Annotated in this window: 11 protein-coding genes; 6 read left to right on the forward strand and 5 right to left on the reverse strand. The window is 66.7% G+C overall.

What is annotated here, in order from left to right; all coding sequences use genetic code 11:
• Nucleotides 1-302 precede the first annotated feature (302 nt).
• The 6 genes from EDF74_RS09990 (at nt 303) to EDF74_RS10015 (ending at nt 20,694) form a co-directional block, all read left to right on the forward strand.
• Nucleotides 303-2,426, forward strand: a complete 2,124-nt coding sequence (locus EDF74_RS09990) for a DUF11 domain-containing protein (RefSeq protein WP_123729993.1) — start codon at nt 303-305, stop codon at nt 2,424-2,426.
• Between the two features lie 113 nt (nt 2,427-2,539).
• Nucleotides 2,540-14,866, forward strand: coding sequence for an Ig-like domain-containing protein (locus tag EDF74_RS09995; protein WP_184997184.1), 12,327 nt, complete (start codon nt 2,540-2,542; stop codon nt 14,864-14,866).
• 1 nt (nt 14,867) lies between these two features.
• Nucleotides 14,868-18,548 carry a TonB-dependent receptor gene (locus EDF74_RS10000; protein WP_260232239.1) on the forward strand — a complete coding sequence of 1,227 codons (3,681 nt, stop codon included), beginning with the start codon at nt 14,868-14,870 and terminating at the stop codon, nt 18,546-18,548.
• A gap of 413 nt (nt 18,549-18,961) precedes the next feature.
• Nucleotides 18,962-19,837, forward strand: a complete 876-nt coding sequence (gene rpoH, locus EDF74_RS10005; protein ID WP_019183519.1) for an RNA polymerase sigma factor RpoH — start codon at nt 18,962-18,964, stop codon at nt 19,835-19,837.
• Between the two features lie 157 nt (nt 19,838-19,994).
• The gene (locus tag EDF74_RS10010) at nt 19,995-20,378 is read left to right on the forward strand and encodes a type II toxin-antitoxin system RelE/ParE family toxin (RefSeq protein ID WP_184997186.1); all 384 of its coding nucleotides are present in this window, start codon (nt 19,995-19,997) and stop codon (nt 20,376-20,378) included.
• Nucleotides 20,362-20,694 carry a helix-turn-helix domain-containing protein gene (locus tag EDF74_RS10015; protein WP_123729996.1) on the forward strand — a complete coding sequence of 111 codons (333 nt, stop codon included), beginning with the start codon at nt 20,362-20,364 and terminating at the stop codon, nt 20,692-20,694. Before EDF74_RS10010 ends, EDF74_RS10015 begins: the two co-directional genes overlap by 17 nt.
• A gap of 64 nt (nt 20,695-20,758) precedes the next feature.
• Here EDF74_RS10015 and purD read toward each other — a convergent pair whose 3' ends face one another.
• From purD to purH, 5 genes are all read right to left on the reverse strand, one after another.
• Entirely contained in the window at nt 20,759-22,045 is a 1,287-nt protein-coding gene (gene purD, locus EDF74_RS10020; RefSeq protein ID WP_123729997.1) for a phosphoribosylamine--glycine ligase, read from the reverse strand.
• A gap of 91 nt (nt 22,046-22,136) precedes the next feature.
• Nucleotides 22,137-23,048, reverse strand: a complete 912-nt coding sequence (locus EDF74_RS10025; RefSeq protein WP_123729998.1) for a hypothetical protein — start codon at nt 23,046-23,048, stop codon at nt 22,137-22,139.
• Complete coding sequence (locus EDF74_RS10030) at nt 23,045-23,791, reverse strand: hypothetical protein (RefSeq protein ID WP_260232240.1); 747 nt, start codon at nt 23,789-23,791, stop codon at nt 23,045-23,047. The genes EDF74_RS10025 and EDF74_RS10030 overlap by 4 nt, the downstream gene beginning before the upstream one ends.
• Before the next feature lie 219 nt (nt 23,792-24,010).
• Complete coding sequence (locus EDF74_RS18110) at nt 24,011-24,715, reverse strand: hypothetical protein (RefSeq protein WP_148045939.1); 705 nt, start codon at nt 24,713-24,715, stop codon at nt 24,011-24,013.
• 14 nt (nt 24,716-24,729) lie between these two features.
• Nucleotides 24,730-26,313, reverse strand: a complete 1,584-nt coding sequence (purH, locus tag EDF74_RS10040) for a bifunctional phosphoribosylaminoimidazolecarboxamide formyltransferase/IMP cyclohydrolase (protein WP_123730001.1) — start codon at nt 26,311-26,313, stop codon at nt 24,730-24,732.
• Nucleotides 26,314-26,416 lie beyond the last annotated feature (103 nt).

The raw sequence follows: 26,416 nt of genomic DNA on the forward strand, positions 1-26,416 counted from the left end.
GCTCTGTACAGAATCACTTGCCGCCACTGTCGCACTATGCGCTCCACCGAGAAACCGCGAGCCGACAGTGAAACTTCCCCCTGCATTGGATGTGGCCGGTTTGACGGTTTCCATCCGTGCACGTAGTTAATCCCTCAAGCCGGCCATGACGCGCCGGGATATCCAAAACATCGGAAGCAGGCCGATGCCCTGTCGATCATGGTCGGTACCCACCGGCCGGTGACAGGCGGCTTCGGCCAGGACGCAGGGGATGGCCGATGGATAAAGTTTCTGGTGTGAAGCTCGCGTTAAGGCGATTCAGTTTGATTGCCAAAATCCTGCTATTTGTGACGCTGATCGCATTAAGTGCCGGTATTTCTTCAGCCAATGCCCAGTCGGCGTGCACTGCGGGCGCGTGCGTCAGCGCGGGCCCGCGGCTGGCCTCGATCGATTCCACCCAGAGCCCGGTGCTCAATCTGCTGTTCGGCGCCCTGCTGCCCGGTACCACCCTCAATCTGAGCGTGGCCGACTGGAACAACCTGGCCGGCGCCAACGTCAATCTCAATGCGTTGTTGACCCAACTCAACGGCGGCGTGGTGGTCAGTGATCCCAGCCAGGTGCTCAACACCAACATCACCTTGGGCCAACTCCGCGCGGCGATGGTGCAGGTGCTGCAGGCCGATGGGCAGACGGCAGCGGCCAACGTCCTCAATGCACTGCCGTTGGGCGTAGCCGGTACCACGGGCAGCATCCGCCTGGCCGACATCCTGCAGATCGCACTGCCCACCGGTTCGCTGGCGACCGTGCGGCTCAATGTGCTCGATCTGCTCACCGGCGGTGTGCAGCTTTACAACTTCCGCAACGTGCTCACCACGCCCACACCGATCACCGTCAACACCGCTGCGCTCGGTCTCAATGGCGTGGCCAATGTGCGCTTGTGGGCGCAGGTGATCGAGCCGCCCGTCTACACCTGTGGCGCAGCCGGTGCGGCGTTCCACAGCGCTGCGATCCGGATCAAGCTCGATCTGGATCTCGTGCAGGGATTGAACACCGGCACGCTGTCAGCGGCCCTGAGCGGTCTGAATCTACTCGGCGTCACCCTGTCCAACACCAGTGTCAGCGCCGACGTGCTGCACCTGCAGGTGTATGCCGACGTCGCCCGGGCCGAAGGCACGATCTCGGCGATCAACCTGGTCGGCAACGCGGTCACCCTGCAGGCGCGCCCGGGACTGGTGAACCTGTACGTCGGCCAGATCAGCGATGCCACGTTCTTCAATCGCAGCACCGTGCTGAGTGATAGCGCGCTGAGTGCTGCCACGCTCACCTCACTGAGCGTTCGCGTGCGGGTGTCGGCCAACATTCTCGGCCTGCAGACGCCGATTGCCGATATCACCGTTCCCCTGACGGTGAGCATCCGCAGTTTCGCCACGGCCACCCCCGGGCTGCAGAGCGCCAGCTTCACCGGCCCGTATCCACAGACCCGCACGCTGAGCGCCGGTACGATCAGTGCGGCGACCATGGTGTCCACCCTGGTCAACTCGCTCAGCATCCAGGTCACCAGCGGCAATCCAACGGTGACGCTGCTGGGGGGGATCGCGCTGCCCCTGCCGGTGGCGGATCTGGTCAACGGCATCGTCAACACCCTGCTCACGCCGATCCGGACGCAGGTGAATGGGCTGGTCACGCCCGTACTGACGGCGCTGCTGGGTGGGCTGGTCGACAACGTGCTGGGCCTGCTCGGCATCCGCATCGGCCAGGCGGTCTTCACTGTGGAAGGCATCACCCAGGCCTGTGCGGCGACGCTGCAGTTGGTCAAGGATCTGCAGCCGACCAGCGATACCGGCCGTTTCAACCTGTCCATCACCTACAACGGCAGCACCGTCGGCTCGGCCAGCAACGTGGGCAACAACGGTGCCACCGCGGCGGTGATCACTGTCCCCGGTGGCAGCTACGCATTGGCCGAAGCGGCGGCGGCCGGCACCACGCTCACGCGCTATGCGAGCACGTGGCAGTGCACCGACCAGAACAACGCCGTGGTGTCCTCTGGCAGCGGCGGCAGTTTCACGCTGCAGGCGCCCGCGATGACCGCCACCGCGGTGACGCTGGTCTGCCGGATCACCAATCGAACGCGCCAGGCCGATCTGTCGATCACCAAGACCGACGGCAGCGGCAGCTACACGCCGGGCGGCACTGCGACTTACACGCTGCTGGTGCGCAATGACGGCCCGGACGCGGTGACCAATGCCGTGGTCACTGACAGCCTGCCCAGCGGCACCACGCTGCGTGGCGCCTGGACCTGCAGCGCCACCAGTGGCAGCGCCTGCGCGGCGGCCAGCGGTGGTGCCGTTGGCGGCACTGCAGTGAACGTCGGGGTGAATCTCATCAACGGGGGGCAGGCCACGATCAGTGTGCCGGTCAGCTTCAGCAGTAGTCCCGGCGCGTACTAGCGTCGGGAACAGCACCGCGGGCAGCGCAGGGAGTCGCCCTGCGTCGGGATGGACAGGACCACCACAGCCGAATGGACCGACCAGGGCCGTTGGCCGCTTTCGAGGATGAACGCATGGCAGCTAACGGCACGCATCGCAGGGCAGGCAGGGCGTCGGCCAGCATCGCGCATGCGGTGGCCCTGTTGGCGCTGTTGCTGCCGCCGCCGCTGCTGGCGCAGGGCTACCCCAACCCGCTCAACAACACCGCCACGGTCACCGCACCGACCGACGTGGCCGATCCCGCATTGGGCAACAACAGCGCGACCGACAGCAACGCACTGGCGCTGCAGGCCCAGCTGAGTGTCACCAAGACCCTGCTCAGTGCCACCCCGGTCGCCGCCGGTGGGCCGGTGCAGTACCGCATCCAGGTCAACAACGCCGGCCCGTCGGCGGCCTCGGGCGTGGGCGTGGTCGACACCGTTTCCGCGCTGCTCACCAACGTCAGCTGGACCTGCCAGGCCACCACGACCGCCTCCTCGTGCGCGCAGGGCAATGGCAGTGGCAACGCGATCAACGTGCAGGTCAGTGTCGCGGTCGGCGACAGCGTGGTGCTGCTGGTCAATGGCACCGCACCCACCAGCACACCGGCCACGGTGCCGGCCAACAGCGTGTCGCTGGTGCTGCCCATCGGTACCACCGATCCGACGCCGGGCGACAACAGCGCCACCACGCCGGCCGTGCCGGTACAGGCCAATGCGCTGGTCGCCAACAACGATGCCTTCACTGCGCCGATCTCCTCGACCACGGGCGGCAGCACGCCCACCGTGCTCGGCAACGACACGCTCAACGGCGCGCCGGTGAACGGACCCGATCTGATCATCGCGCTCCAGAGCGCACCGTCCGGGTTCACCATCAACAGCGCAGGCGTGATCACCGTGCCCGCGGGTGCGGCCGCCGGGGCGACCACGCTGACCTACCAGATCTGCGAAAACACCTCGCCGACCAACTGCGCCACCGCGACGGTGAGCCTGATCATCGGCCCGACCGCGGTGAACGACAGCTTCAACGCGACCGGTGGCGTGGCGTCGCTCAGCGGCACCGTGGCCAGCAACGACAACGCACCGGCCGGCGCAACCTTCAGCGCAGTCGGCACGCCGCCGACCGGGCTCACCCTCAACGCTGATGGCAGCTTCGTCTATGCGCCCGCCGGGGGCATCGCCACGGCGACCTCGTTCCAGTACCAGCTCTGCCTGCCGGCACCGAATGGCGGCGTGTGCGCCACCGCGACCGCCTCGATCGTGGTCAATGCCAATGCGCTGGTGGCCGCTGAGGACACCTTCACCACGCCCCTGCCGTCCGGTGCGGGCGGGCTCACCCCGAGCGTGCTGACCAATGACACGTTCAACGGCGGCGCGGTGCCGCAGGCCCAGGTGACGATGAGCCTGGTGGGTGCGCCGGCCGGGTTTGCCATCACCGGCAACGGGGCCATCCAGGTACCGGTCACTGCGGCAGCCGGCCCGCTGGCGTTGACCTACCGCTTCTGCGAGAACGCGTTGCCGGCCAACTGTGCAACGGCCACCGCCAACCTGGTGGTGAGCCCCGATGCGGTCAACGACACGGTGACCACGCCCGGTGGCGGACAACCGGCCACTGGCAGCCTGGCCGGCAACGACAACATCGCCAGCGGCTCGGCCTACACGCTGGGCACCCCGCCCCCCCGTGGCACCGCGGTGGTCAACGCCGATGGCACCTTCAGCTACACGCCGATCAACGGCAACACCGGACCGGATTCGTTCACCTACCAGGTCTGCCTGCCGGCGCCGAATGTCGGCGTGTGCGATACCGCTACGGTGAGTGTGAACGTGCAGGCCAACCTGATCGCCGCAGTCAACGACGTGTTCGTCACGCCGCTGCAGCCGGGCACCACCTCCACGATCAGCCTGCTCGGCAACGACACCCTCAACGGTGCGGCGGCCCTGCCCGCCGCGGTCACCCTGACCCTTACCGGCGCGCCGGCCGACTACGCGGTCAACACGGCAGGGCAGGTATCGGTTCCGGTGGGTGCGGCGGCCGGCGCGGTGAGCTTCAGTTACCAGGTTTGCGAACTGGCCGCGCCGACCAACTGTGCCACTGCCAATGTGCAGTTGGTGGTCGCACCCGATGCGGTCGACGACGCGTTTTCGGCCACGGCGGGCATCGCGCTGACCGGCAATGTGGCCGGCAACGACAACGTGGGCGTAGGTGCGCAGTTCAGCCTGCTGGCCGTGGCCGCACACGGCACGGTGACGTTCAACGCCGATGGCAGCTTCAGCTACACCGCGCAGTCCGCCTATACCGGGCCGGACACCTTCCGTTACCAGGCATGCCTGCCGGCACCGAATGCCGGTATCTGCGATGCGGCCATCGCAACCATCAACGTCAGTCCCGGTGCGATCGTCGCCGGCAACGATGATTTCAGTGGCACGCCGTTGACCGGTGCTGGTGGCCTGACCGCCAGCGTGCTCGGCAACGACACCCTCAATGGCGTCGCGATCCTGCCGGCGCAGGCCACGCTGTCGCTGATCAACGCACCGCCGGCCGGCTACACGCTTGAGCCGGACGGCCAGCTGCAGGTGCCCGCCGGCGTTCCGGCCGGTCCGATCAGCCTGAGCTACCAGGTGTGCCAGGCCGGGACCAGCAACTGCGCCACCGCCTCCATCGCGGTGGTGATCGCGCCGGATGCAGTGGCCGACGCCTACACCACGCAGGTGGCCACGCCGGTCAGCGGCAACGTGGCAGTGAACGACAACGTCGCCGTCGGCACCACGTATGCAGTGTCCGGTGCCACACCTGCCGGGCTGGTGTTCAACGTCGATGGCAGCTTCACCTATACCCCGCCGGCGCAGTACACCGGTACCACCACCTTCACCTACCAGGCCTGCCTGGCCGCACCGTTGGAGGGCGTGTGCGATACCGCCACGGTCACCCTCAACGTCAATGCCGGCACGCTGGTCGCCAACGACGATGATTTCCGCAGCGCGATCCTCAATCCCGCCACCGGCGGTACCACCAACAGCGTGCTGGGCAACGACACCATCAACGGTGCGATTCCGCCGGCACCGGCACAGGTGATCCTGAGTCTGATCGGTGCGCCGGCCGGTTACGTGATCAACAGCAACGGCACCCTTTCGATTCCCGGCGGCGCTGCTGCCGGCGCGGTGAACGTCAGCTACCAGCTGTGCGAAGCGGCATTGCCCTCCAACTGCGACACCGGTGCGGTGCAACTGCTGCTGGCGCCGGTGGCGGTCAACGACACCTTCAGTACACTGGTCGGCGTGGCGCTGAGTGCCAGCGTGGCCGGTAATGACAACGTCCCGGTGAACGCGGGCTTCAGCCTCAGCGGCACGGCACCGGCAGGGCTGGTGTTCAACCCCGATGGCGGCTTCACCTACACTCCGCCGGTGGCAACCCAGGGCGCGGTGACGTTCGCCTACCTGACGTGCCTGCCTGCACCAGACACCGCGGTGTGCTCGGGTGGGACTGCGACGATCAATGTCAACGCCGGTACGCTGGTCGCCAACGACGATGATTTCCGCGCAACGCCGATCGATCCCGCCACGGGTGGCAGCGCCGGATCGGTGCTGGGCAATGATGGCCTCAACGGTACGGTACCGCCCGCGTCGGCCGATGTGCTGCTCAGCCTGATCGGTGCGCCGCCGGGGTACACGCTGTTGGCCGACGGCACACTGACGATCGGCAGTGGCGTGCCGGCCGGTGCGGTGACGCTCACCTATCAGCTGTGCGAAGCGGCGCTGCCCAGCAACTGCGACTCGGCGCAGATCAGCGTGGTGGTGTCGCCGCTCGCCGCCGCCGATGTCTTCTCCACCCCGGTGGGACAGTTGCTGGCAGGCACCGTCGGCAGCAACGACAACGTGCCCACCGGCGCAGTATTCCGAGTCACCGGCACCGTGCCGGACGGATTGGAGTTCGGCACGGACGGCACCTTCCTCTACACCCCACCAGTGGGCGTCACCGGGCCCGTCGCGTTCACCTACACGGTCTGCCTGCCGGCACCGGACAGCGCGCAGTGCAGCAGTGCCAGTGCCACGATCAACGTCAACGCCGGCACCCTGGTCGCGTTGGACGACGACTTCAGCGCCACCCCGCTGTCGCCCGGCAGCGGCAGCGCGACCAGCGTGCTGCTCAATGACAGTCTCAATGGCACCACGCCGCCGGCGGCAGGCAGCGTTCTGCTCAGCCTGGTCGGTGCGCCGGCCGGTTATACCCTCGATGCCAACGGCCTGCTGCAGGTGCCCGTCGGCGCCACCGGCGGTGCCACGGTTCTGACCTATCAGGTGTGCGAGGCGGTGCTGCCCGGCAACTGCGCCAGCGCGACCATCCGCCTGGTGGTCACCCCCTCGGCTACCAATGACACGTTCTCGACGGCGGCCGGGCAGGCGCTCAACGGCAACGTAGGTGACAACGACAACGTGCCGGCGGGCGCGGTGTTCAGCGTCACCGGCACAGTGCCGGCGGGGCTGTCGTTCACCCCGTCGGGCAGCTTCAGCTACGTGCCGCCGGTGGGTGGCGCTACGCCGGTGAACTTCGATTACCAGGTCTGTCTGCCAGCGCCGAACGCGGCCCTGTGTGCCACTGCCAGCGCCAGCATCGCCATCACCGTGGGCACCCTGGCCGCCAACGATGACGATTTCAGCGCCACGCCGATCAATCCGGTGACCGGTGGCAGCACTACCTCGGTGTTGGCCAACGACGCGCTCAACGGTGCGACGCCGCCGGCCGTGGCCGATGTGCAGGTCGCGCTGGTGGGTGCGCCGGCCGGGCTGGCGATCACCGCAGAGGGGGCGGTGACGGTGGCACCCGGAACGCCTGCGGGAGTGAAGAACCTGACGTATCAGCTGTGCGAAGCGGCGGCACCGGCCAACTGCGCCATCGCCACGGTACGCCTGGTGGTTGCGCCATCGGCAGTGGACGATGCGCTGTCCACCCCCGCCGGGCAGGTACTGAACGGCTCGGTGGCCAGCAACGACAATGCGCCGGCAGGGGCACAGTTCACGGTGCTCAACATCCCGCCGGACAACCTGGTGCTGGCGGCCGACGGTACCTTCAGCTACACGCCGTCGGCCGGTTTCACCGGGGCCATCACCTTCGACTATCGTGTCTGCCTGCCCGCGCCGGATGCCGCGGCATGCGCCACCGCGACCGCGACGATCAACGTCAACAGCGGCACCCTGGTGGCGATCGACGACAGCTTCACCACTCCGCTCGCGCCGGGTGCCGCGTCGCCGTCCGTGCTGACCAACGACACCCTCAACAGCGCCACGCCGGTGGCCGCTGAGGTGGTCCTGTCGTTGGTTGGTGCACCGACCGGTTTTGCGATCGCCGCCGATGGCACGGTCACCGTGGCGGCGGGTGCGCCGGCCGGTGTGACCACGCTGACCTACCAGATCTGCGAAGCGGCCGCGTCGACCAACTGTGCCACCGCCAGCATCGCGCTGGTGGTCGCCCCGGCGCCGGCCAACGATGCCTTCACCGTGCAGGCCGGACAGACGCTCAGCGCCAACGTGGCGGGCAACGACAACATGCCGATCGGTACGCTCTACACGCTGCAGGGCACGCCGCCGGCAGGCGTGACGTTCGCCACCGATGGCAGCTTCACGTATGCGCCGCCGGCCGGCACCACCAGCCCGGCCAGCTTCGTCTACCAGGCCTGCCTGCCCGCGCCGAACAGCGCCGTGTGCGGCACGGCCACGGCCACCTTGAACATCAACAACGGCCTGCTGGTGCCCGCCGACGACAGCTTCGGAGCGATCGCGCCGGGTACCAGCACGCCGAGCGTGCTGACCAATGACGCGCTCAACGGGGTGACCCCGCCAGCCGCCGCCAGCGTGACGCTGTCGCTGGTCGGCGCGCCCACCGGGTTCACGCTCACTTCCAACGGCACGCTTTCGGTGGCGGCGAACGCGCCCACCGGCGCCATCGTGCTGCTCTACCAGATCTGCGAAGTGGCGGCCGCCAACAACTGCGCCACCGCCAACATCGCCCTGGTGGTGCGTCCGGTGCCGCTTGATGACGTGATCGCGGTGCCGTCCGGCCAGCCCAGCACCGGCAGCGTGTCGGCCAACGACAACATGCCGGCCGGTTCCAGCTGGAGTGTGGCATCGCCGCCGCAGGGCCTGGTGTTCAACAGCAACGGCAGCTTCACCTACACGTCGCCGGCCGGCACCATCGGCCCGGTCACCTTCGACTACCAGGCCTGCCTGCCCGCACCTGACGCAGCTGTGTGCGGTACCGCCACGGCGACCTTGAACATCAGCGTCAATGCGGTGGTGGCCAACGACGATACCTTCGCCGCTCCGGTCAGTGTCGGCTCCGCCACGCCCAGCGTGTTGACCAACGATTCGCTCAACGGCGTCACTCCGCCGGCGTCTGCCACCGTGCAGCTGCTGCTGGTCGGGGCGCCGGCTGGCTTCGTGATCAACAACGATGGCACCGTGCAGGTCCCGGCCGGGGTGAGCGCCGGCGCCACGCTGCTGACCTACCAGGTGTGCGAGACCGCCTCGCCGACCAACTGCGACACCGCCGTGATCCGCTTCGTGGTCACGCCGATGCCGCAGAACGACGCCTTCGCCGTGCAGGCAGGCGAGACGATCACCAGCGGCAGCGTTGCCACCAATGACAGCATGCCGGCCGGTTCGAGCTGGGCCGTGCAGGGCACCGCGCCGACCGGGCTGGTGTTCAACAGCAACGGCAGCTTCAGTTACACCCCGCCGGTCGGTACCGCCGGCGCGGTGACCTTCACCTACCAGACCTGCCTGCCCGCGCCCAATAGTGGGGTGTGCGGTCTCGCCACGGCGACCGTCAACGTCAACCTCGGCACGCTGGTTGCTGGCGACGACAGTTTCATCGGTATTGCGCCGGGCGCAGCCACGCCCAGCGTACTGGCCAACGATGCACTCAACACGGTGAGCCCGCCCGCACCGGGCAGCGTGCAGCTGAGCCTGGTCGGTGCACCTGTCGGGTACGGCATCGCCACCGACGGCACGATCAGCGTGCCGCTGACGGTGACCTCCGGCCCGGCCACGCTGACCTACCAGATCTGCGAAACCGCTGCGCCGTCCAACTGTGATACCGCCACGGTCTCGCTGGTGATCGCACCTGCGCCGCAGGACGATGCCTACGCGGTGCAGGTCGGCGGCACGATCAGCAACGGCAATGTCGGCGCCAATGACAGCCTGCCCACCGGGTCCACCTGGGCGGTGCAGGGCACCGCACCAGCCGGCCTGACCTTCAATGCCGACAGCACGTTCACCTATACGCCGCCGCTCGGCACCGCCAGCCCGGTGACGTTCACCTACCAGGCCTGCCTGCCCGCGCCGGATGCCGCCCTGTGCAACACCGCCACCGTCACGCTCAACGTCAACACCGGCACCTTGGTCGCCGTCGACGACACCCTCGGCGAGATCGTCGCCGGCGGCACGTCCAGCACCAGCGTGCTGGCCAACGACGCCCTCAATGCGGTCAGCCCGCCCGCTCCGGGCGACGTGCAGCTGAGCCTGGTGGGCGCACCGGCCGGGTTTGCCATCACCATGGCAGGCACCATCAGCGTGGCGACCGGCGTGGTATCGGGCAGCACCACGCTGACCTACCAGATCTGCGAGGCAGCTGCGCCGAGCAACTGCGACACCGCCACCGTCACACTCATCGTGACCCCCACGCCGCAGGACGATGCCTTCACCGTGCAGGCCGGGCAGAGCCTGAGCAACAGCGTGGCCAGCAATGACAGCATGCCGGCCGGTGCGACGTTCGCGGTGCAGGGCCCGCTGCCGACCGGCCTGGTCTTCACTCCGGACGGTTCGTTCACCTATACACCGGCGGCCGGCACGCCGAGTCCGGTCACCTTCACCTACCAGGCCTGCCTGCCGGCTCCGACGTCGCTGTGTGCCACGGCCACTGTCACCCTGAACATCGCCAACGGCACGCTGCTCGCCGGCAACGACACGCTGAGTGGCGTGGCGCCGGGCACCACCTCGGCGGCGAGCGTGCTGGCCAACGACAGCCTCAATGGTGTCTCACCGCCGGCGTCGGCCAGCGTTGTGCTGAGCCTGGTCGGTGCGCCGGGTGGGTTTGCGATCACGCCCAGCGGCACCATCGCCGTGTCCGCCGGGGTCAGTGCCGGTCCCACCACGCTGACCTACCAGATCTGCGAAGCGGCGGCGCCGGGCAACTGCGCCACCGCCAGCGTTACCGTGATCGTCAGCCCGGCCCCACAGAACGACGCGTTCTCGGTGCAGGCCGGACAGACACTGAGCAGCAGCGTGGCCGCCAACGACGCCATGCCGGCCGGCTCCACCTGGGCCGTGCAGGGCATGCCACCGGCAGGGCTGACCTTCACTTCCGATGGCAGCTTCACCTATGCCCCGCCGGTCGGTGCGGTGTCGCCGGTGGGCTTTACCTACCAGGCCTGCCTGCCGGCGCCGAACAACAGTCTGTGCGCGACCGCCACCGTCACCCTCAACATCAACAACGGCACGCTGAGCGCGGGCGATGACACCTTGACCGGCGTGCTGCCCGGGGCGACCACGGGCAGCAGCGTACTTGGCAACGACAGCGTCAATGGGGTGTCGCCGCCAGCGGCCGGCGATGTGATCCTCAGCCTGGTCGGCGCACCAGGTGGTTTCACCCTCAATCCCGACGGCACGATCAGTGTCGGCAGTGGCGTCGGTTCCGGGCCGACCACGATCACCTACCAGATCTGCGAAGCGGCTGCGCCGTCCAACTGCGACACCGCCAGTGTCACCGTGGTGGTGACCCCCGCACCGCAGAACGATGCCTTCGCGGTGCAGGCGGGGCAGACCTTGACCAACACCGTTGCCGCCAACGACAACACCCCGGCCGGTGCGCTCTACACGCTGCAGGGTACCGCGCCGGCAGGGCTGCTGTTCACCCCGGATGGCAGTTTCACCTACACGCCTGCCGTTGGCGTGACCGGTCCGGTCAGCGTGGCCTACCAGGTCTGCCTGCCGGCCCCGAACGCGAGCCTGTGTGGACAGGCAATCGTCACCATCAGCATCAACAACGGCCAACTGGTGGCCGCTGACGACACCTTGACCGGCGTTGCACCGGGGACCACCTCCGCTGCCAGCGTGTTGGCCAATGACAGCCTCAACGGCGTGTCGCCGCCAGCGGCTGGCGATGTGGTGCTGAGTCTGGTCGGCGCACCTGCCGGTTTCAGCATCGGAACCGACGGCAGGATCATCGTGCCTACCGGCGTCACCTCCGGGGCCACCGCCATCACCTATCAGATCTGCGAAGCCGCTGCGCCGGGCAACTGCGATACCGCCAGCGTCACCGTGGTGGTGAGCCCGGCACCTCAGAACGACGCCTTCTCGGTGCAGGTGGGTCAAACCCTGAGCAACAGCGTGGCCAGCAACGACAACATGCCGGTTGCCGCGCTCTATACCGTGCAGGGCGCCACGCCGGCCGGGCTGATCCTGACCGGCACCGGTGCGTTCACCTACACTCCGCCGCCGGGTACGCCCAGCCCGGTCAGCTTCACCTACCTGACGTGCCTGCCCGCGCCCTATGCGTCGACCTGCGGCACGGCCACGGTCACCATCAACATCAACAACGGCACCCTGGTGGCGGGCGATGACGTGCTCACCAACGTCGTGGCGGGGGGAAGCTCGTCCACGAGTGTGCTGGCCAACGATCGCCTCAACGGGATCAGCCCACCGCCGCCCGCCGATGTGATCCTGAGCCTGGTCGGCGCACCTGCTGCGGTCACGATCAATCCAGACGGCACGATCAGCGTCGGCACCGGCGCGGCATCCGGCGCCACGCCGATCACCTACCAGATCTGCGAAGCGGCCGCGCCGGCCAACTGCGCCACCGCCACTGTGACCGTGGTGATCACGCCGACACCGCAGAACGACAGCTTCACCGTGCTTGCCGGTCTGCCGCTCACAGGCAACGTCGGCCTCAATGACAACGCCGCGCCCGATGCGCTCTACACCCTCACCAGTGGCACGCTGCCGGGCCTGCTGTTCAACGCGGATGGCAGCTTCACCTACACCGCGCCCTCGGGCACCGCGGGCCCGCTGACCTTCACTTATCGGGTCTGCCTGCCCGCGCCGTACAGCGCGCAGTGTGGCGATGCCACCGTGACGCTCACCCTGACCGCCTCGGTCAACGTAGTGCTGGCGGTCAACGATGACTTCACCGGCACGCCGGTGGACCCGGCGGTGGGCGGCACCATCGCCCGCTCGGTGCTGGAAAACGACAGCTTCAACAACGTCTCCCCGCCGCCGGTCGGCAGTGTGGTCGCGAGCCTGACCGGCAGCACGCCCGGTTACACGATGAACAACCAGGGCCAGATCATGGTCGCGGCCGGTGTGCAGCCCGGCCAGGTGCAGCTGGCGTACCAGCTGTGCGAGAACGGCGTGCCGACCAACTGCACCACCGCGATCGCCACCGTCCGGATACAAGGCCCCGTCGGTGCCCTGCTGGCGGTGGACGACAGCGGCGGTCCGGTCGGTCCGACCGGCGGCGTGCGGCTGCTCAACGTGTTCACCAATGACACGTTCAACGCCGCATCGCTCGATTTGTCCCAGGTGAGTTTCGCGCCGGTGGCCACCAACGCACTGAGCTTCAGCGCCGACGGTTGGGTGGATGTCGCCGCCGGGCTGGCCCCGGGCAGCTACAGCACAACCTATACGATCTGCCTGCTCAACCAGCCCACCGTCTGCGACACCGGCAACGTGACCGTGACGGTGATCGCCGGCGAACCCGGCGTGGACGCCACGGATGACCGTGTGGAGATACCGCAGGACGGCGTGATCGAAATCGACGTGCTGGGCAACGACCGCGTCAACGGCACCCCGATCGATCCGGACACGGTCAGCGTGACCATCACCGCAGCGCCGCCCTACGGCACCGCGACGGTGATGCCGCGTGCCCGCATCCGCTTCGCTGCACTGGCCAACTTCTCCGGTGAGCAGAGCTTCGACTATCAGGTCTGCGACGTGGCTGATCCGGCGATGTGTGCCGGTGCGACGGTCACGGTCATGGTGGACCCGAACGTACTCACCCTGGCCGATGACGCCATGACCGCTGAAACCGCCGGGCCGCAGGTGATCGATGTACTGGCCAATGACAGCGCCCGCACCGCACCGCTGGATCCGGCCTCGCTGCAGGTCGCGGTGGCACCGGCGCACGGCACCGTGCAGTGCGCCAACGGTCTGTGCACGTACACGCCAGCGGCCAACTTCGCCGGTACCGACAGCTTCCGCTACCGGGTCTGCGATGTATCCATCCCGACCCCGATGTGCGCCGAGGCCAATGTCGCGGTGACGGTGGCCGGCCAGCAGGCCGTGCTGCGCCTGACCAAGGTGGCCGCAAAGCGCAGCGCGCAGATCGGTGACCTGGTGCGCTACACCGTCACCATCGACAACGTCGGCGAGGTGGATGCCAACGGCGCCACGCTGCTGGATACGCTGCCGCCGGGCTTCACCTTCGTGCGCGGTGGCTTTGCGGTGATCGATGCCGACAACGACGCGCGCACCAGTGGCGTGCAGCCGCTGCGCATCGATGGCATCGATGTGGCGGCGGGTGAGCGGGCCACGGTGGTGTACTACCTGCGTGTCGGTGCGGGTACTGGTACGGGCGTGCATACCAACCGCATCACCGCCATCGACGGCGAGAACCGCACGATCGGCAACGTCGCCTCGGCCGAGGTGGAGATCACCACCGATCCACTGCTCGATGAAAGCCTGATCGTGGGCAGCGTGTTCGACGACCGCAACGGCAACGGCATTCAGGATGACGGTGAGCGCGGCATTCCCGGCGTGCGCATCGCAGCGGTGGAAGGCCTGCTGATGGAAACCGACGCCTTCGGCCGCTACCACCTGGTCGGGATCCCTGGTGGCGAAGCGCGCGGGCGCAACTTCATCCTCAAGGTGGATCCGTCCACGCTGCCGGCCGGTGCGCGCTTCACCACGCCCAATCCGCTGGTCCGTCGCATCACGCCTGGGCTGCCGGCGCGCTTCGACTTCGGCGTGCGGATGCCCGAGGGTGCGCTGAGCACGACCGCATCGAATCCGACCGTGCCGACTGCCACTGCGGCATCGCGCCCCGCGCGGATCGAACTCGGCGACGCGTTGTTCGCCCCCGGCACGGCACGGCTGGACGCTGACCGCGCGCCGGTGATCACAACGGCCGCTCAAGCACTGGTGTCGCGCGGTGGCGGGCGCCTGCAGCTCAGCGCTGCCGCCGGGCAGGCGCCGCTCGCCCTGCAGCGTGCGCAGGTGCTGCGTGAGGCACTACGCCCACAGCTGCCCGGCCCGATCGCCACGGCAACCACGGTCGAGGTGCTGGGCGCCGACGGGCGCGTACTGCATCGCCTGCGCCTGGACGATCCCCCCGAGCCTGCCAGTTCCGGTCGCATGACCGGAGAGGGGCGCTGACATGGATATGACCCTGATTCCGAGCCCGATCTCCCGCCGCCTCATCGTCGGCCTGGCCAGCGTGTTGCTGCTGGCCCTGCCGGCGGCCGCCCAGCAGGGCACACCGGTTCCCACCCCCGCGCCGATCCGCTGCGAGGCCGACAGCTGCCGCAACGATGACGGGCTGCTGCTGCGTATCCTCGATGACAGCGAGCCGGAGCTGCCGCTACCCGTCCGCGCGGAGCTTCCCGCGGCCGGCGCGGTGCCGGCATCGCCGGCAGTCACCCCCGATGTCGCCGCGCGTGGGGGCCAGTTCATGGCCGAGCTGCCCAACGGCGGCGTGGTGTGGGCCACCGAAGACCCGACCATGGTGCCGCCCAGCCTGAGCGTGCAGGCGGCCGCCACGGTGCCGTTCGAGAACGGCCGGGTGATCCGCCCGCTGCGCTTCCACAGCTACAACAACTACGCCTCCTTCATCCAGACACTGGAGGTGACGCTGTATCGCGGCACCGACACGGATCTGGTCACGCCGCTGGCCCGCATCGAGCTGCCGGCCGATTACGTCGGCGATGCCGAATGGAGCGGTGAGTTGCCGCCGCAGATCAAGCTGCGTACCGGCGATGAGCTGATCTACGTGGCGCGGGCCTACGGCGCCGGTGGTGCGTTCGATGAAACCCGCCTCCAGCGCATCCAACTGGTGACCCCGGCCGATTTCGACCGTGGCCTGCAGATCACCCGCGAGAGCGTGCAGAAGACACTTGGCCAGGCGTTGGATGGCGACAGCGCGCAGGATCTGCAGCTCAGCAACAGCATCTATGGGCAGAGCATGCTCCGCCTGCAGAACATCCCCATCCACGGGTCGCGCGTGCGCCTGTATGGCCGCAACCTGGAGCCCAACAGCCGCGTGCGCATCAACGGCCAGGACTTCCCGGTCGATCTGGAGCAGAAGTTCGCGGCCGAGTTTCTCGAGCCGGTGGGTGAGCATCGCTACGACGTCAGTGTGGAATCACGCGATGCACCCTCCGCGCAGCGTCAGCTGGATGTGGATGTCACCGGCCGCTACCTGTTCCTGGTCGCCATTGCCGATGTCACCGTCTCCAAGAACAGCGCCAGCGGCAATCTGCAGCCGCTCGCCGCCGATGATCGTGACGATGACAGTTTCCTCAGCGAAGGCCGGCTGGCGTTCTATCTGAAGGGCAAGCTGCGCGGCAAATACCTGGTCACTGCACAGGCCGACACCCAGGACCGTGAGCTGAAGTATCTGTTCCGCGATTTCACCCAGGCCGACGCACAGGACGTGTTCCGCCGCCTGGATCCGGACCTGTATTACCCGGTGTATGGCGATGACTCCACCACGTATCGCGACGTGGATACGCAGGGGCGGTTGTACCTGCGCGTGGACTGGGACCAGAGCCAGGCCGTGTGGGGCAACTACGCCACCGGCATCACCGGCACCGAGTACGGCCAGTACGTGCGCTCGCTGTACGGCGGTGCGTTGAACTGGCGGTCGCTGGAGGCCACGCCGCTGGGCGAGGCACGCTCGCAGGTGAAGGTGTTTGGATCGGAAGCGCAGTCCGCACCAGGCCACAGTGAGTTCCTCGGCACCGGCGGCAGCCTGTATTACCTGCGCCATACCGACGTGCTGCCCGGCTCGGAACAGGTGGTGCTGGAAGTGCGCGACCGCACTACCGGCCGCACCGAAACGCGCGCCACGCTGCAGGAAGGCGTGGACTACGAGATCGACACGCTGCAGGGCCGTTTGATCCTGACCCGGCCGCTGGCACAGCTGACCCGCGAGAACGTGCGTAGCATCACCCGCGACATGCCGCTCGATGGCTACGACCAGCTGCTGCTGGTGGATTACGAATACGTGCCGCTGGGCTTCAGCAGCAATGACGTGACCTACGGCGCACGTGGCCGGCAGTGGATCGGCGACCACGTGGCGATCGGCGGCACCTGGATCGACGAGAACCGCAGCGGTGAGAACTACAGCCTCAAGGGCGCCGACCTCACCCTGCAGGCAGGGCGTGGCACCTATCTGAAGATGGAGCAGACCCGCACCGAAGCGACCGCCGCCCCGGTGTTCTATTCGGACAACGGCGGCCTGAGTTTCATCCGCCGCAACCCGTACGAAGGCCGGCGCTCGGGCACCGCCAGTGCAGTGGAAGCGCGGGCCAACCTGCGCGAGCTGGGCTGGACCACGCAGGACTGGAGCCTGGGGGCATGGTGGCGCGACGTCGATGCCGGCTTCTCGGTCGCGCGCCAGGATACCGGCCTGCCGATCCAGGAGTACGGCGCCGAGTTCCTTGGCTACCTCAACGACGATTTCAGTCTGTATGGCCGACACACCCGCACCGAACAGGGCGAACTTGCCCTGGAGCAGAGCCAGCTGACCGCCGAGTGGCGGCTGGGCAACGACGGCCAGCTGACCGGTGAACTGCGCCGCGTGCGCGAGGAGCAGGAACTGCAGAGCGTGGACGCACTGCTGGCCGCGATCGGTTACCGCCAGCGCTTCGGGGCCTCGTGGGAGGTGTACGGCACCGGCCAGGTCACGCTGGACGATGACGGCGGTGCCTATGAGAAGAATGACCTGCTGACCCTCGGCGCGCGGTACCTGTTCGGCGATCGCAGCAGTGTCGGTGCGGAAGTGAGTGGTGGCAGCCGCGGTCATGGTGCCAAGGTCGATGGCGAGTACCGCATGGCACCGGATCACAGCCTCTACGGCAGTTACAGCTATAGCACCGACCGCACCGGCACCGATCCGCTGTTCGATACCGGCCTGCAGAGTGGCTGGACGCTGGGCCAGCGCTGGCGGCTGAGCAACCAGGTCAACGTCTACAACGAGAGCCAGTATCTGAAGGATCGCCGCCAGGACAGCGCCGGCCTCGTGCATACCTTCGGCATGGATTTCTATCCCGCGCAGGGCTGGAACCTGGGCTTCACGATCATGGACGGCGAGCTGGATTCCACCGTGGGCCGCGTTGACCGCCGCGCCTACAGCGTCAGTGGCGGGCGCACCGATGCGGTGGCGCAGTGGAACAGCAAGCTGGAGTACCGCCGCGACAGTGGCGCCGAGCAGCGCGAGCAGTGGGTGACCACCAACCGCCTGCTGTACAAGCTCAACGAGGACTGGCGTTTCGCGTTGCGCGCCAACTACGCCGATACCGAAGACCGCATCGACCGCCTGGCCGACGCCAAGCTGGTGGAGACCAACATGGGCTTCGCCTGGCGCCCGCACGACAACACGCGCTGGGCCGGCTTCGGCAAGTTCACCTATCTCTACGACGTGGCCTCGCTCGGGCAGGAGGGCGGCAACCTGTACGACCAGCGGTCGCAGATCCTTTCGCTCGAAGGGATCCGCCAGCTGGGCGCGCGCTGGGAAGTGGCCGGCAAGCTGGCCTCGCGTTGGGGTGACTACCGCACCGGGCGCGGTGAGGGGGCGTGGTTGGACAGCCGTGCCGACTTCGCTGCCTTGCAACTGCGCTATCGCCTGTTCGCGCAATGGGAAGGCCTGGCCGAGCACCGGTGGTTGAAGGTGCGCGACGGCGGCGTGCGCAAAGGTTGGCTGGTGGGCGTGGACCGCCGGGTGGGGGAGAACTTCAAGGTCGGGGTGGGCTACAACTTCACCGAGTTCAGCGATGACATGACCGAGCTGAAGTACGACCAGAAGGGGTTCTTCTTGAACATGGCGGGGTATTACTAGGCTTCGGTGGGTTCGGGCCTGCCACGGATGGCGTGGAATGGGCTCCGGTGAGTTCGGGCTGCCACGCATGGCGTGGCACTACCGGGGATCGCGGTGTTGGCGGTTGGCTTCGGTGGGTGCATGGGAGCGCAGGGGGGTAGAGCCAGGCCATGCCTGGCTGAACTGCCGACAACCTTTCCGGGCTGAATGGGCGCTTCCGGCAGCCTGTTCAGCCAGAAAACACGCGCCAGCGCCCAATTCATCCGTCTATCCTGTTGATTTCATGGGGTTTGATGGTTTGTTTCCAGCCTCTCGCCACTGTCATCATTTCGCGGTACGTTAGGGGTGTCTTCGGTGCCAGCGTCCCATGAACAGAACGCTGGAACTTCTTTCCCCTTTAGCAGTCCAATTCCGGGACTGCTAAGATGAGTGCTATGAGCCAGAACACCTCTACTGCCCTTGTGGCAAACAATCTCCCGATTCCCAGTGCGCTCGGTTCGCTGGACGCCTACATCGGTGCCGTGCACCAGATCCCGGTGCTGTCGGTCGATGACGAGCAGGATCTGGCCCGCCGCTTCCGCGACGAGCTGGACCTGGACGCCGCGCGCGAGCTGGTCCATTCCCACCTGCGCTTCGTGGTGCACGTCGCCCGCGGCTACAACGGCTACGGCCTGGCGCTGGGCGACCTGATCCAGGAAGGCAACATCGGCCTGATGAAGGCGGTGAAGCGTTTCGACCCGGACATGGGCGTTCGCCTGGTGTCGTTCGCGGTGCATTGGATCCGTGCGGAAATGCACGAGTTCATCCTCAAGAACTGGCGCATCGTCAAGGTCGCCACGACCAAGGCGCAGCGCAAGCTGTTCTTCAACCTGCGCAAGTCCAAGACCCGCCTGGGCTGGATGAACGCGGCCGAAGTCAGCGCGGTGGCCAAGGACCTGAACGTGTCCGAGCGCGAAGTGCTCGAGATGGAGTCGCGCCTGTCGGGTCGCGATATCGGTTTCGATCTCTCCAGCGATGACGATGACGATCATGCGCCGCCGTCGCCGGCTGCCTACCTGCGGGCCAACGAAGAAGATCCTTCGATGGCGTATGAGCGGATGGACAGCGAAGACAATCAGCTGCAGCTGCTGCGCGAAGGCATGGCCGAATTGGATGCGCGTTCGCGCGACATCATCCGCCGTCGCTGGTTGGACGCGGACAGCAAGGTGACGCTGCAGGAGCTGGCCGATGAGTACGGCGTGTCGGCCGAGCGCATCCGCCAGGTCGAGGCGAATGCCCTGAAGAAGATGAAGGCGCTGTTTACTGCGTGATGCAGTGACTGGCGCGGTTACGCAAAAAGGCCCGGCTGATGCCGGGCCTTTTCTGTTCCGGTAGCGCTATACCGGTATCTCGCCGCTGATCTTTCCAACAGACGGTGACGCCACCTGCCGATGTTCACGCCGTACCACTAAGTGGCACGGTATGATCATGCAGCGTGTCTTCCGAACCCGGAGTTTCAACCGCAGCCTGCGAAGGTCCACGCTCGGCGACGAAGCCCTGTGCCGCGCGGTGGAAGAGATGCGGCGAGGCCTGGTGGATGCTGACCTGGGCGGTGGCATCTTCAAGAAGCGGGTTCGATTGCCCGGCCGCGGGAAGCGCGGGAGTGTCCGGACCATCATCGCGGCCCCACGGGGCAGCAGTTGGTTCTTCCTTTTCGGCTATGAGAAGAACGAGCGCGCGACAATCAGCGGTACGGAACGGGATGCGCTCCAGTTGTATGCCTCGGAATTTCTGGGAATGAGCTCGACACAATTGGATCGCGCCGTGAAGTGCAGCGACCTGCAGGAGATATGTCATGACAAAGACACTTGAGCCGCGGCGCCCGAAGAGCCGGCTTCTGGAGGCCGTGCACGATGCTGCGGTCCACCTGCATGCGCATGGCGTCATCGATAAGCGTCGATTGATCTGCTACGACGCCCTGTGCCTGGAGCCGGTGCCCACGTACAGCAGCGCCCAGATCCGTGCACTTCGCACATCGCTTGCGCTCAGCCAGCCGGTATTCGCAGGCGTGCTGAACACCAGCGTTTCAACGGTGCGCAGTTGGGAGCAGGGCGACAAGAAGCCCAGTGGGCCATCGCTGAAACTGTTGAACCTGATCGACCGGAAAGGCCTCGACGCCGTCCTCTAGAACAAAGGCCCGGCAATGCCGGGCCTTTGCGCTGCACGGCAGCCGTTGCTGCCCTTGACCCGCCTCAGCCCTGTTCGCGCGCAATCGCCCGCCAGCCGATATCGCGGCGGTGGAACTCATGGGTCCAGTGGATCGCACCGACGCCGGCGTATGCGTTGCGCTGTGCCTCGCCCACCGTGCCGCCCAACGCAGCGACGCACAGCACGCGGCCGCCGGCGCTGAGCACCTGGCCCTGCGCGTCCAGCGTGGTGCCGGCATGGAACACCTTGGCCGTCGCGGCGACCGCCTCCAGGCCATGGATCACGTCGCCGGTGATCGGGGTCTCCGGATACGGCGAGGCGGCCATCACCACGCCGAGGGACGGGCGCGGATCCCACTGCGCCTCCACGGTGTCCAGGCGCTCATCGATCGCCGCTTCGACCAGATCCACCAGGTCCGACTGCAGCCGCAGCATCACCGGCTGGGTTTCCGGGTCGCCAAAGCGCACGTTGAACTCGATCACCTTCGGCGCGCCGCTGGCATCGATCATCAGGCCCGCATAGAGGAAGCCGGTGAATGGAATGCCGTCGGCGATCATGCCCTGCACGGTCGGGTTGACCACCTCGCGCATCACGCGCGCATGCACCTCATCGGTCACCACCGGGGCCGGCGAGTACGCGCCCATGCCGCCGGTGTTCGGGCCGGTATCGCCGTCGCCGACGCGCTTGTGGTCCTGCGAGGTCGCCATCGGCAGTGCCGTCCTACCGTCCACCATCGAGATGAAGCTGGCTTCTTCGCCGTCCAGGAATTCTTCGATCACCACGCGTGCGCCAGCATCGCCGAAGGCATTGCCGGAGAGCATGTCGCGCACCGCGTCCTCGGCCTCGGCCAGGGTCATCGCCACGATCACGCCCTTGCCGGCGGCCAGACCATCGGCCTTGACCACGATCGGTGCTCCTTTCTCACGCAGGTAGGCCAGCGCCGGTTCGATGTCGGTATGCACGGCATAGAACGCGGTCGGGATCTTGTGACGGGCCAGGAAGTCCTTCGCGTACGCCTTGCTGCCCTCCAGCTGCGCGGCGGCGGCGGTGGGCCCGAAGATGCGGTGCCCGGCGGCGCGGAAGCGATCGACCACACCGGCCACCAGCGGCACTTCCGGGCCGACCACGGTCAGGCCGATGCCTTCGGTGCCGACCAGTGCCAGCAGGCCGTCCAGATCGGTGACCTTGACGTCCACGTTGCGGCACTTGGGCTCGGTGGCGGTGCCTGCATTGCCGGGGGCGACGATGACCTCACGGACCTTCGCGGACTGGGCCAGCTTCCAGGCCAGGGCGTGTTCGCGGCCGCCAGCGCCGATGACCAGGATCTTCAATGCAGTTCTCGCGTAAGAGGGCAGGAACGTGATTTTACGCGGTGCGGGCGGCGGGTGCATTCGCGCGGTCGGCCGTCATGGCAACACGGCCTCAGCTATCGGCGCAGCCGTCGCGCTGGAGGTCATCCGGCACCGGATACGCGCGCTGCCGGGCATCGAAGATGAGCTGGTAGAACTCGCTCGCCGGGCCCGTGCAGTCGTGGCCGCTGGCACGCACCGTCAACGGCCAGTAGCCATCCACGACGTTGCTGTCGCCCACGGTCGTGCTGAAGTCGACCGCGAACACGCCCTCGCCGCAGTCGGCCGGTTTGCCGTCACAGCCGTGCAGGGCGAGATTGTCGAGGTGGTCGCGGTACTGGGCGACATCGCGCAGACGATGGTTGTGTTCGGCGATGTAACTGCGCCATAGGCGCCGGTGGCCGCGCCGGTGTTCCTCGTGGGTAATCTGGAACGCGCGGCGCTGCGGGCCAAGCTGCGCGATCTGGACCGTACCCGGTGCGCCGTGGCGCCCGTAGGGTCCCTGAAGGCGCTGGGCCATCACCAGCAGCGGATCCTTGGCAGGCAGTGGGGTGGACATGCCGCCCCGGTTGGCGTCTTCATCGTCCGTACCCACGCGCAGCACATACAGATCGACCCGTCCCGGCTCGACCGTGGCTGCGTCGTCCAGGGTCTGGCACACCGCCAACAGGGTCTGCTCATGACCGCCGGCCGTGACCGTGTCACGCGCGCACACGCTGCGGGTGACCGGGCGTAGTGCCTCGACCTCGGTGTCCTCCCACGCATCCTTCCACGGCGCATCCAGGGCGGCCTTGTCGCCATAGCGCGTGCGAAGGAAGGCCAGCAGGCGCTGGGTGTGATCGCCCCTGACCCGCACGGTGTCTTCTGGCTGCGCCGTGGTGTCGAGCACACGATGTGGTTTGGCGGGTTCGGAAGACGCAGGTGTACGCTCACAGCCGGCCAGCAGCGCCAGCGCCACACCTGCCAGTGCCCACGAACGGATCACTCGCACCCTTCGCGCTGAAGCGCCTCGGGGAACGCATACGTCCACGTTTTCGGGTCCAGGGTGAACCGATGTTCGCGCTGCACCGGCTGCCCGCCACACCCCAGGCCGGTCTCTTCGATCACCAGCGGCCACTGTCGCGCCGCCGGATCGCGGCTGTCGAAGGACAAGGTGAAATCCAGGTTGAACAGCCGCGCCTGGCACTCCGGTTCCGCGTCGGCCTCGTCGCAGTCGTAGGCCGCGTTGTTGTCGATATGGCTGCGCATCCCGCCGGCCTCCACCAGCCCATCCGGGCCAGGCAGCACCAGCGTCTGGGTGATCAGCGAATAGCCCTGGCCGAACCAGCCATGCTCGATGCGGAAACCGTAGAAGTCGCTGCCGGCGCGGAGAATCTGCACCGTGCCGGGTTCACCCTGGCTGCCGAAGTTCTGCCCGGTCAGCTCGGCGGCCACGGTAAAGCGGTCCGCCTCGGGGCGCAGCACGAAGAAGTCGATCGCGCCCGGGTCCGGGTGGGCATTATCGAGGGGTGAGCCGCAGACAGCCAACAGCTGCTGCCAACTGTCGCCGGTCACCACCGGTTGTTCGGCACACACATGCCAATCGGTGAGGCGGGTGTCGCCGTCCTGGGTCCAGCTGCCACGCCATTTTCCTGAGAGCCTGGCGGCCTTGCCGTAGCGCTCGGTCAGGAAGGCCTGCAGGCGCTCAGTGCGGCTGACGTGGGCGAGCGGGGCCGTCGTCGTTGCCATCGTACCGGGTGCCGGCTGCGGCGGCGCCGAGTCACTGGCGCGCGTGCAGCTTGCCAAGGCCGCAATGCCTGAGGCGAAAAAGAGCGAAAATAGACCGTTTGAAAATCGAGTCATCTCTACTGACGTTCTTGTGTAGTGAGTCCATAGAAGTAGCATCAAGCGTCGACAATCTACTTCGATCAATGTCAGACGAACTGAAATCCGGCGGTCGATCGGAATCTATGGATCTTTACCGAGGCCTAACAGCCTCATAACGGGAGCCGCAAGTTGCTGCAGGCCGCTGGCTGAGGACACTACGTTAGCGATGATCTCCATTGCGTCCGAGAACTTCTTAGTAACGACTTCACTTCTTGAGTCACCCGAAGCGGCAACATCATAAATCGTCGCTTTGAACTGGTCGAAAATTCTCTCGTTTCCAGTGATGGCATAGTCGTCGATGGCGCAAATGAGCAGCTGAATTCTCTTTGTAAGAGCGATTTTTATCGCGAGGGGCAGGTTGGACTGACGTAGTTCCTCGGCAACGTCAACCAGCAATACCCTTGCTCTCTCGAGCTCCTCAGAATTGACACTCAATTGCGGGGAGGTGAGTTCCACAATCGCTGCCTGCATTCGCAGATAGTTGACTGTTGGGTCATCAATCAATGAACGGAATTCATTCCAATTCCGTTGCGCGCCTGTAGCAAGTGCTGAATAGAGCTGGCCTCGCCAGTGATTGACCGCGGGAATTTGTGTTGAATCTGCGTGCAAAATCTCTTGCGCCGCAGAATCAATGAGCAAATGGATCAGGCCAATTTTTCGGAATGTTTCCAAGCTGGATGGAGCATTAAAAATTTTCTTCCATCCTTCTACATATGAATGATTGCCTGACATTTCCTTGGCAGCCAACACCAGATTGAAAAGATGGCGCGTTGACGAGTCCTTCATTCAATTCAATCCAATCAGTGGCGGAAGTGACGCACGCCGGTGAACACCATCGCCAGGCCATGTTCGTCGGCCGCGGCGATCACTTCGCTGTCGCGCATCGACCCACCCGGCTGGATCACCGCCTTGATGCCGGCCGCAGCGGCGGCGTCGATGCCGTCGCGGAACGGGAAGAACGCATCGGAGGCCATCACCGAGCCGTCCACCACCAGGTTCGCATCGGCGGCCTTGATGCCCGCGATGCGCGCCGAGTAGACGCGGCTCATCTGGCCGGCGCCGACACCGATCGTGCGGTTGTCCTTGGCGTAGACGATGGCGTTGGATTTGACGAACTTGGCGACCTTCCAGGCGAACAGCAGATCGGCGAACTGCTTGTCGGTGGGCGCCAGCTTGCTCACCACGGTCAGTTCGTCGCGGCTCATGCCGCGGTTGTCGGCGCTCTGCATCAGCAGGCCAGAACCAATCCGCTTGGTGTCGTAGTTGTTGAGGCCCTGCCCGTGCGGAATGCGCAGCACGCGCACGTTGGCCTTCTTCTGCGCGTATTCCAGCGCAGCCGGCTCGTAGTCCGGGGCGATCAATACTTCCACGAACTGGCGGTCCAGGATCACCTTGGCGGTGGCGGCATCCAGCGGCTGGTTGAAGGCGATGATGCCGCCGAAGGCGCTGGTCGGGTCGGTCGCGTAGGCCAGCTCATAGGCATCGCCGTTGCCGGCACCCACGGCGACGCCGCACGGGTTGGCGTGCTTGACGATCACGCAGGCCGGCACGTCGAACTGACGCACGCACTCCCACGCCGCATCGGCATCGGCCAGGTTGTTGTAGCTCAGTTCCTTGCCCTGCAGCTGCTGGAACGTGGCCAGCGTGCCCGGCACCGGGTACAGGTCGCGGTAGAACGCGCCGCTCTGGTGCGGGTTCTCGCCGTAGCGCAGATCCATCACCTTCACGAAGTTCGAATTCATCTGCGCCGGGAACTCCGCACGCACCGGCACGGCGGTGTCGGTGGTGGTCACGGCGGAGAGGTAATTGCTGATCGCCGCGTCGTACTGGGCTACGCGGTTGAACGCCGCGACCGAGAAGGCGAAGCGCTTGGCCGCCGACAGCTTGCCGTCGTTGGCGTCCAGTTCGGCGAGCAGTTCGTCGTACTGCGACGGATCGGTCGCCACCGCGACGCGGGCGAAGTTCTTCGCGGCCGAACGCAGCATCGCCGGGCCACCGATGTCGATGTTCTCCACTGCGTCTTCGAGGGTGCAGTCCGCCTTGGCGGTCACCGACTCGAACGGATACAGGTTCAGCACCAGCAGGTCGATCGCGCCGATGCCATGGTCGGCCATCACCGCGTCATCCAGCCCCGCGCGGCCGAGCAGGCCACCGTGCACCATCGGGTGCAGGGTCTTGACCCGGCCGTCCATCATTTCCGGGAAGCCGGTGACGTCGGCCACGTCCTTCACTGCCAGGCCGGCCTCGCGGATCGCCTTGGCGGTACCGCCGGTGGAGAGCAGCTCCACGTTGCGCGCCGCCAGGGCGCGGGCCAGGTCGATCAGACCGGTTTTGTCGGAAACGGACAGCAGGGCCCGGCGCACGGGCAGCAGATCGGAACTCATGGGGGCAGGAGATCGAAGCGGAGCGGGGGCATAGTGTAGGCCAGTGGCGCTGGCATGGCCCCAGAAACGACGAAGGCCGGCAACGAGCGCTGCTCGATCCGGC

This window comes from Stenotrophomonas rhizophila, assembly GCF_003751305.1.
Classification (GTDB): Bacteria; Pseudomonadota; Gammaproteobacteria; order Xanthomonadales; family Xanthomonadaceae; genus Stenotrophomonas; species Stenotrophomonas rhizophila_B.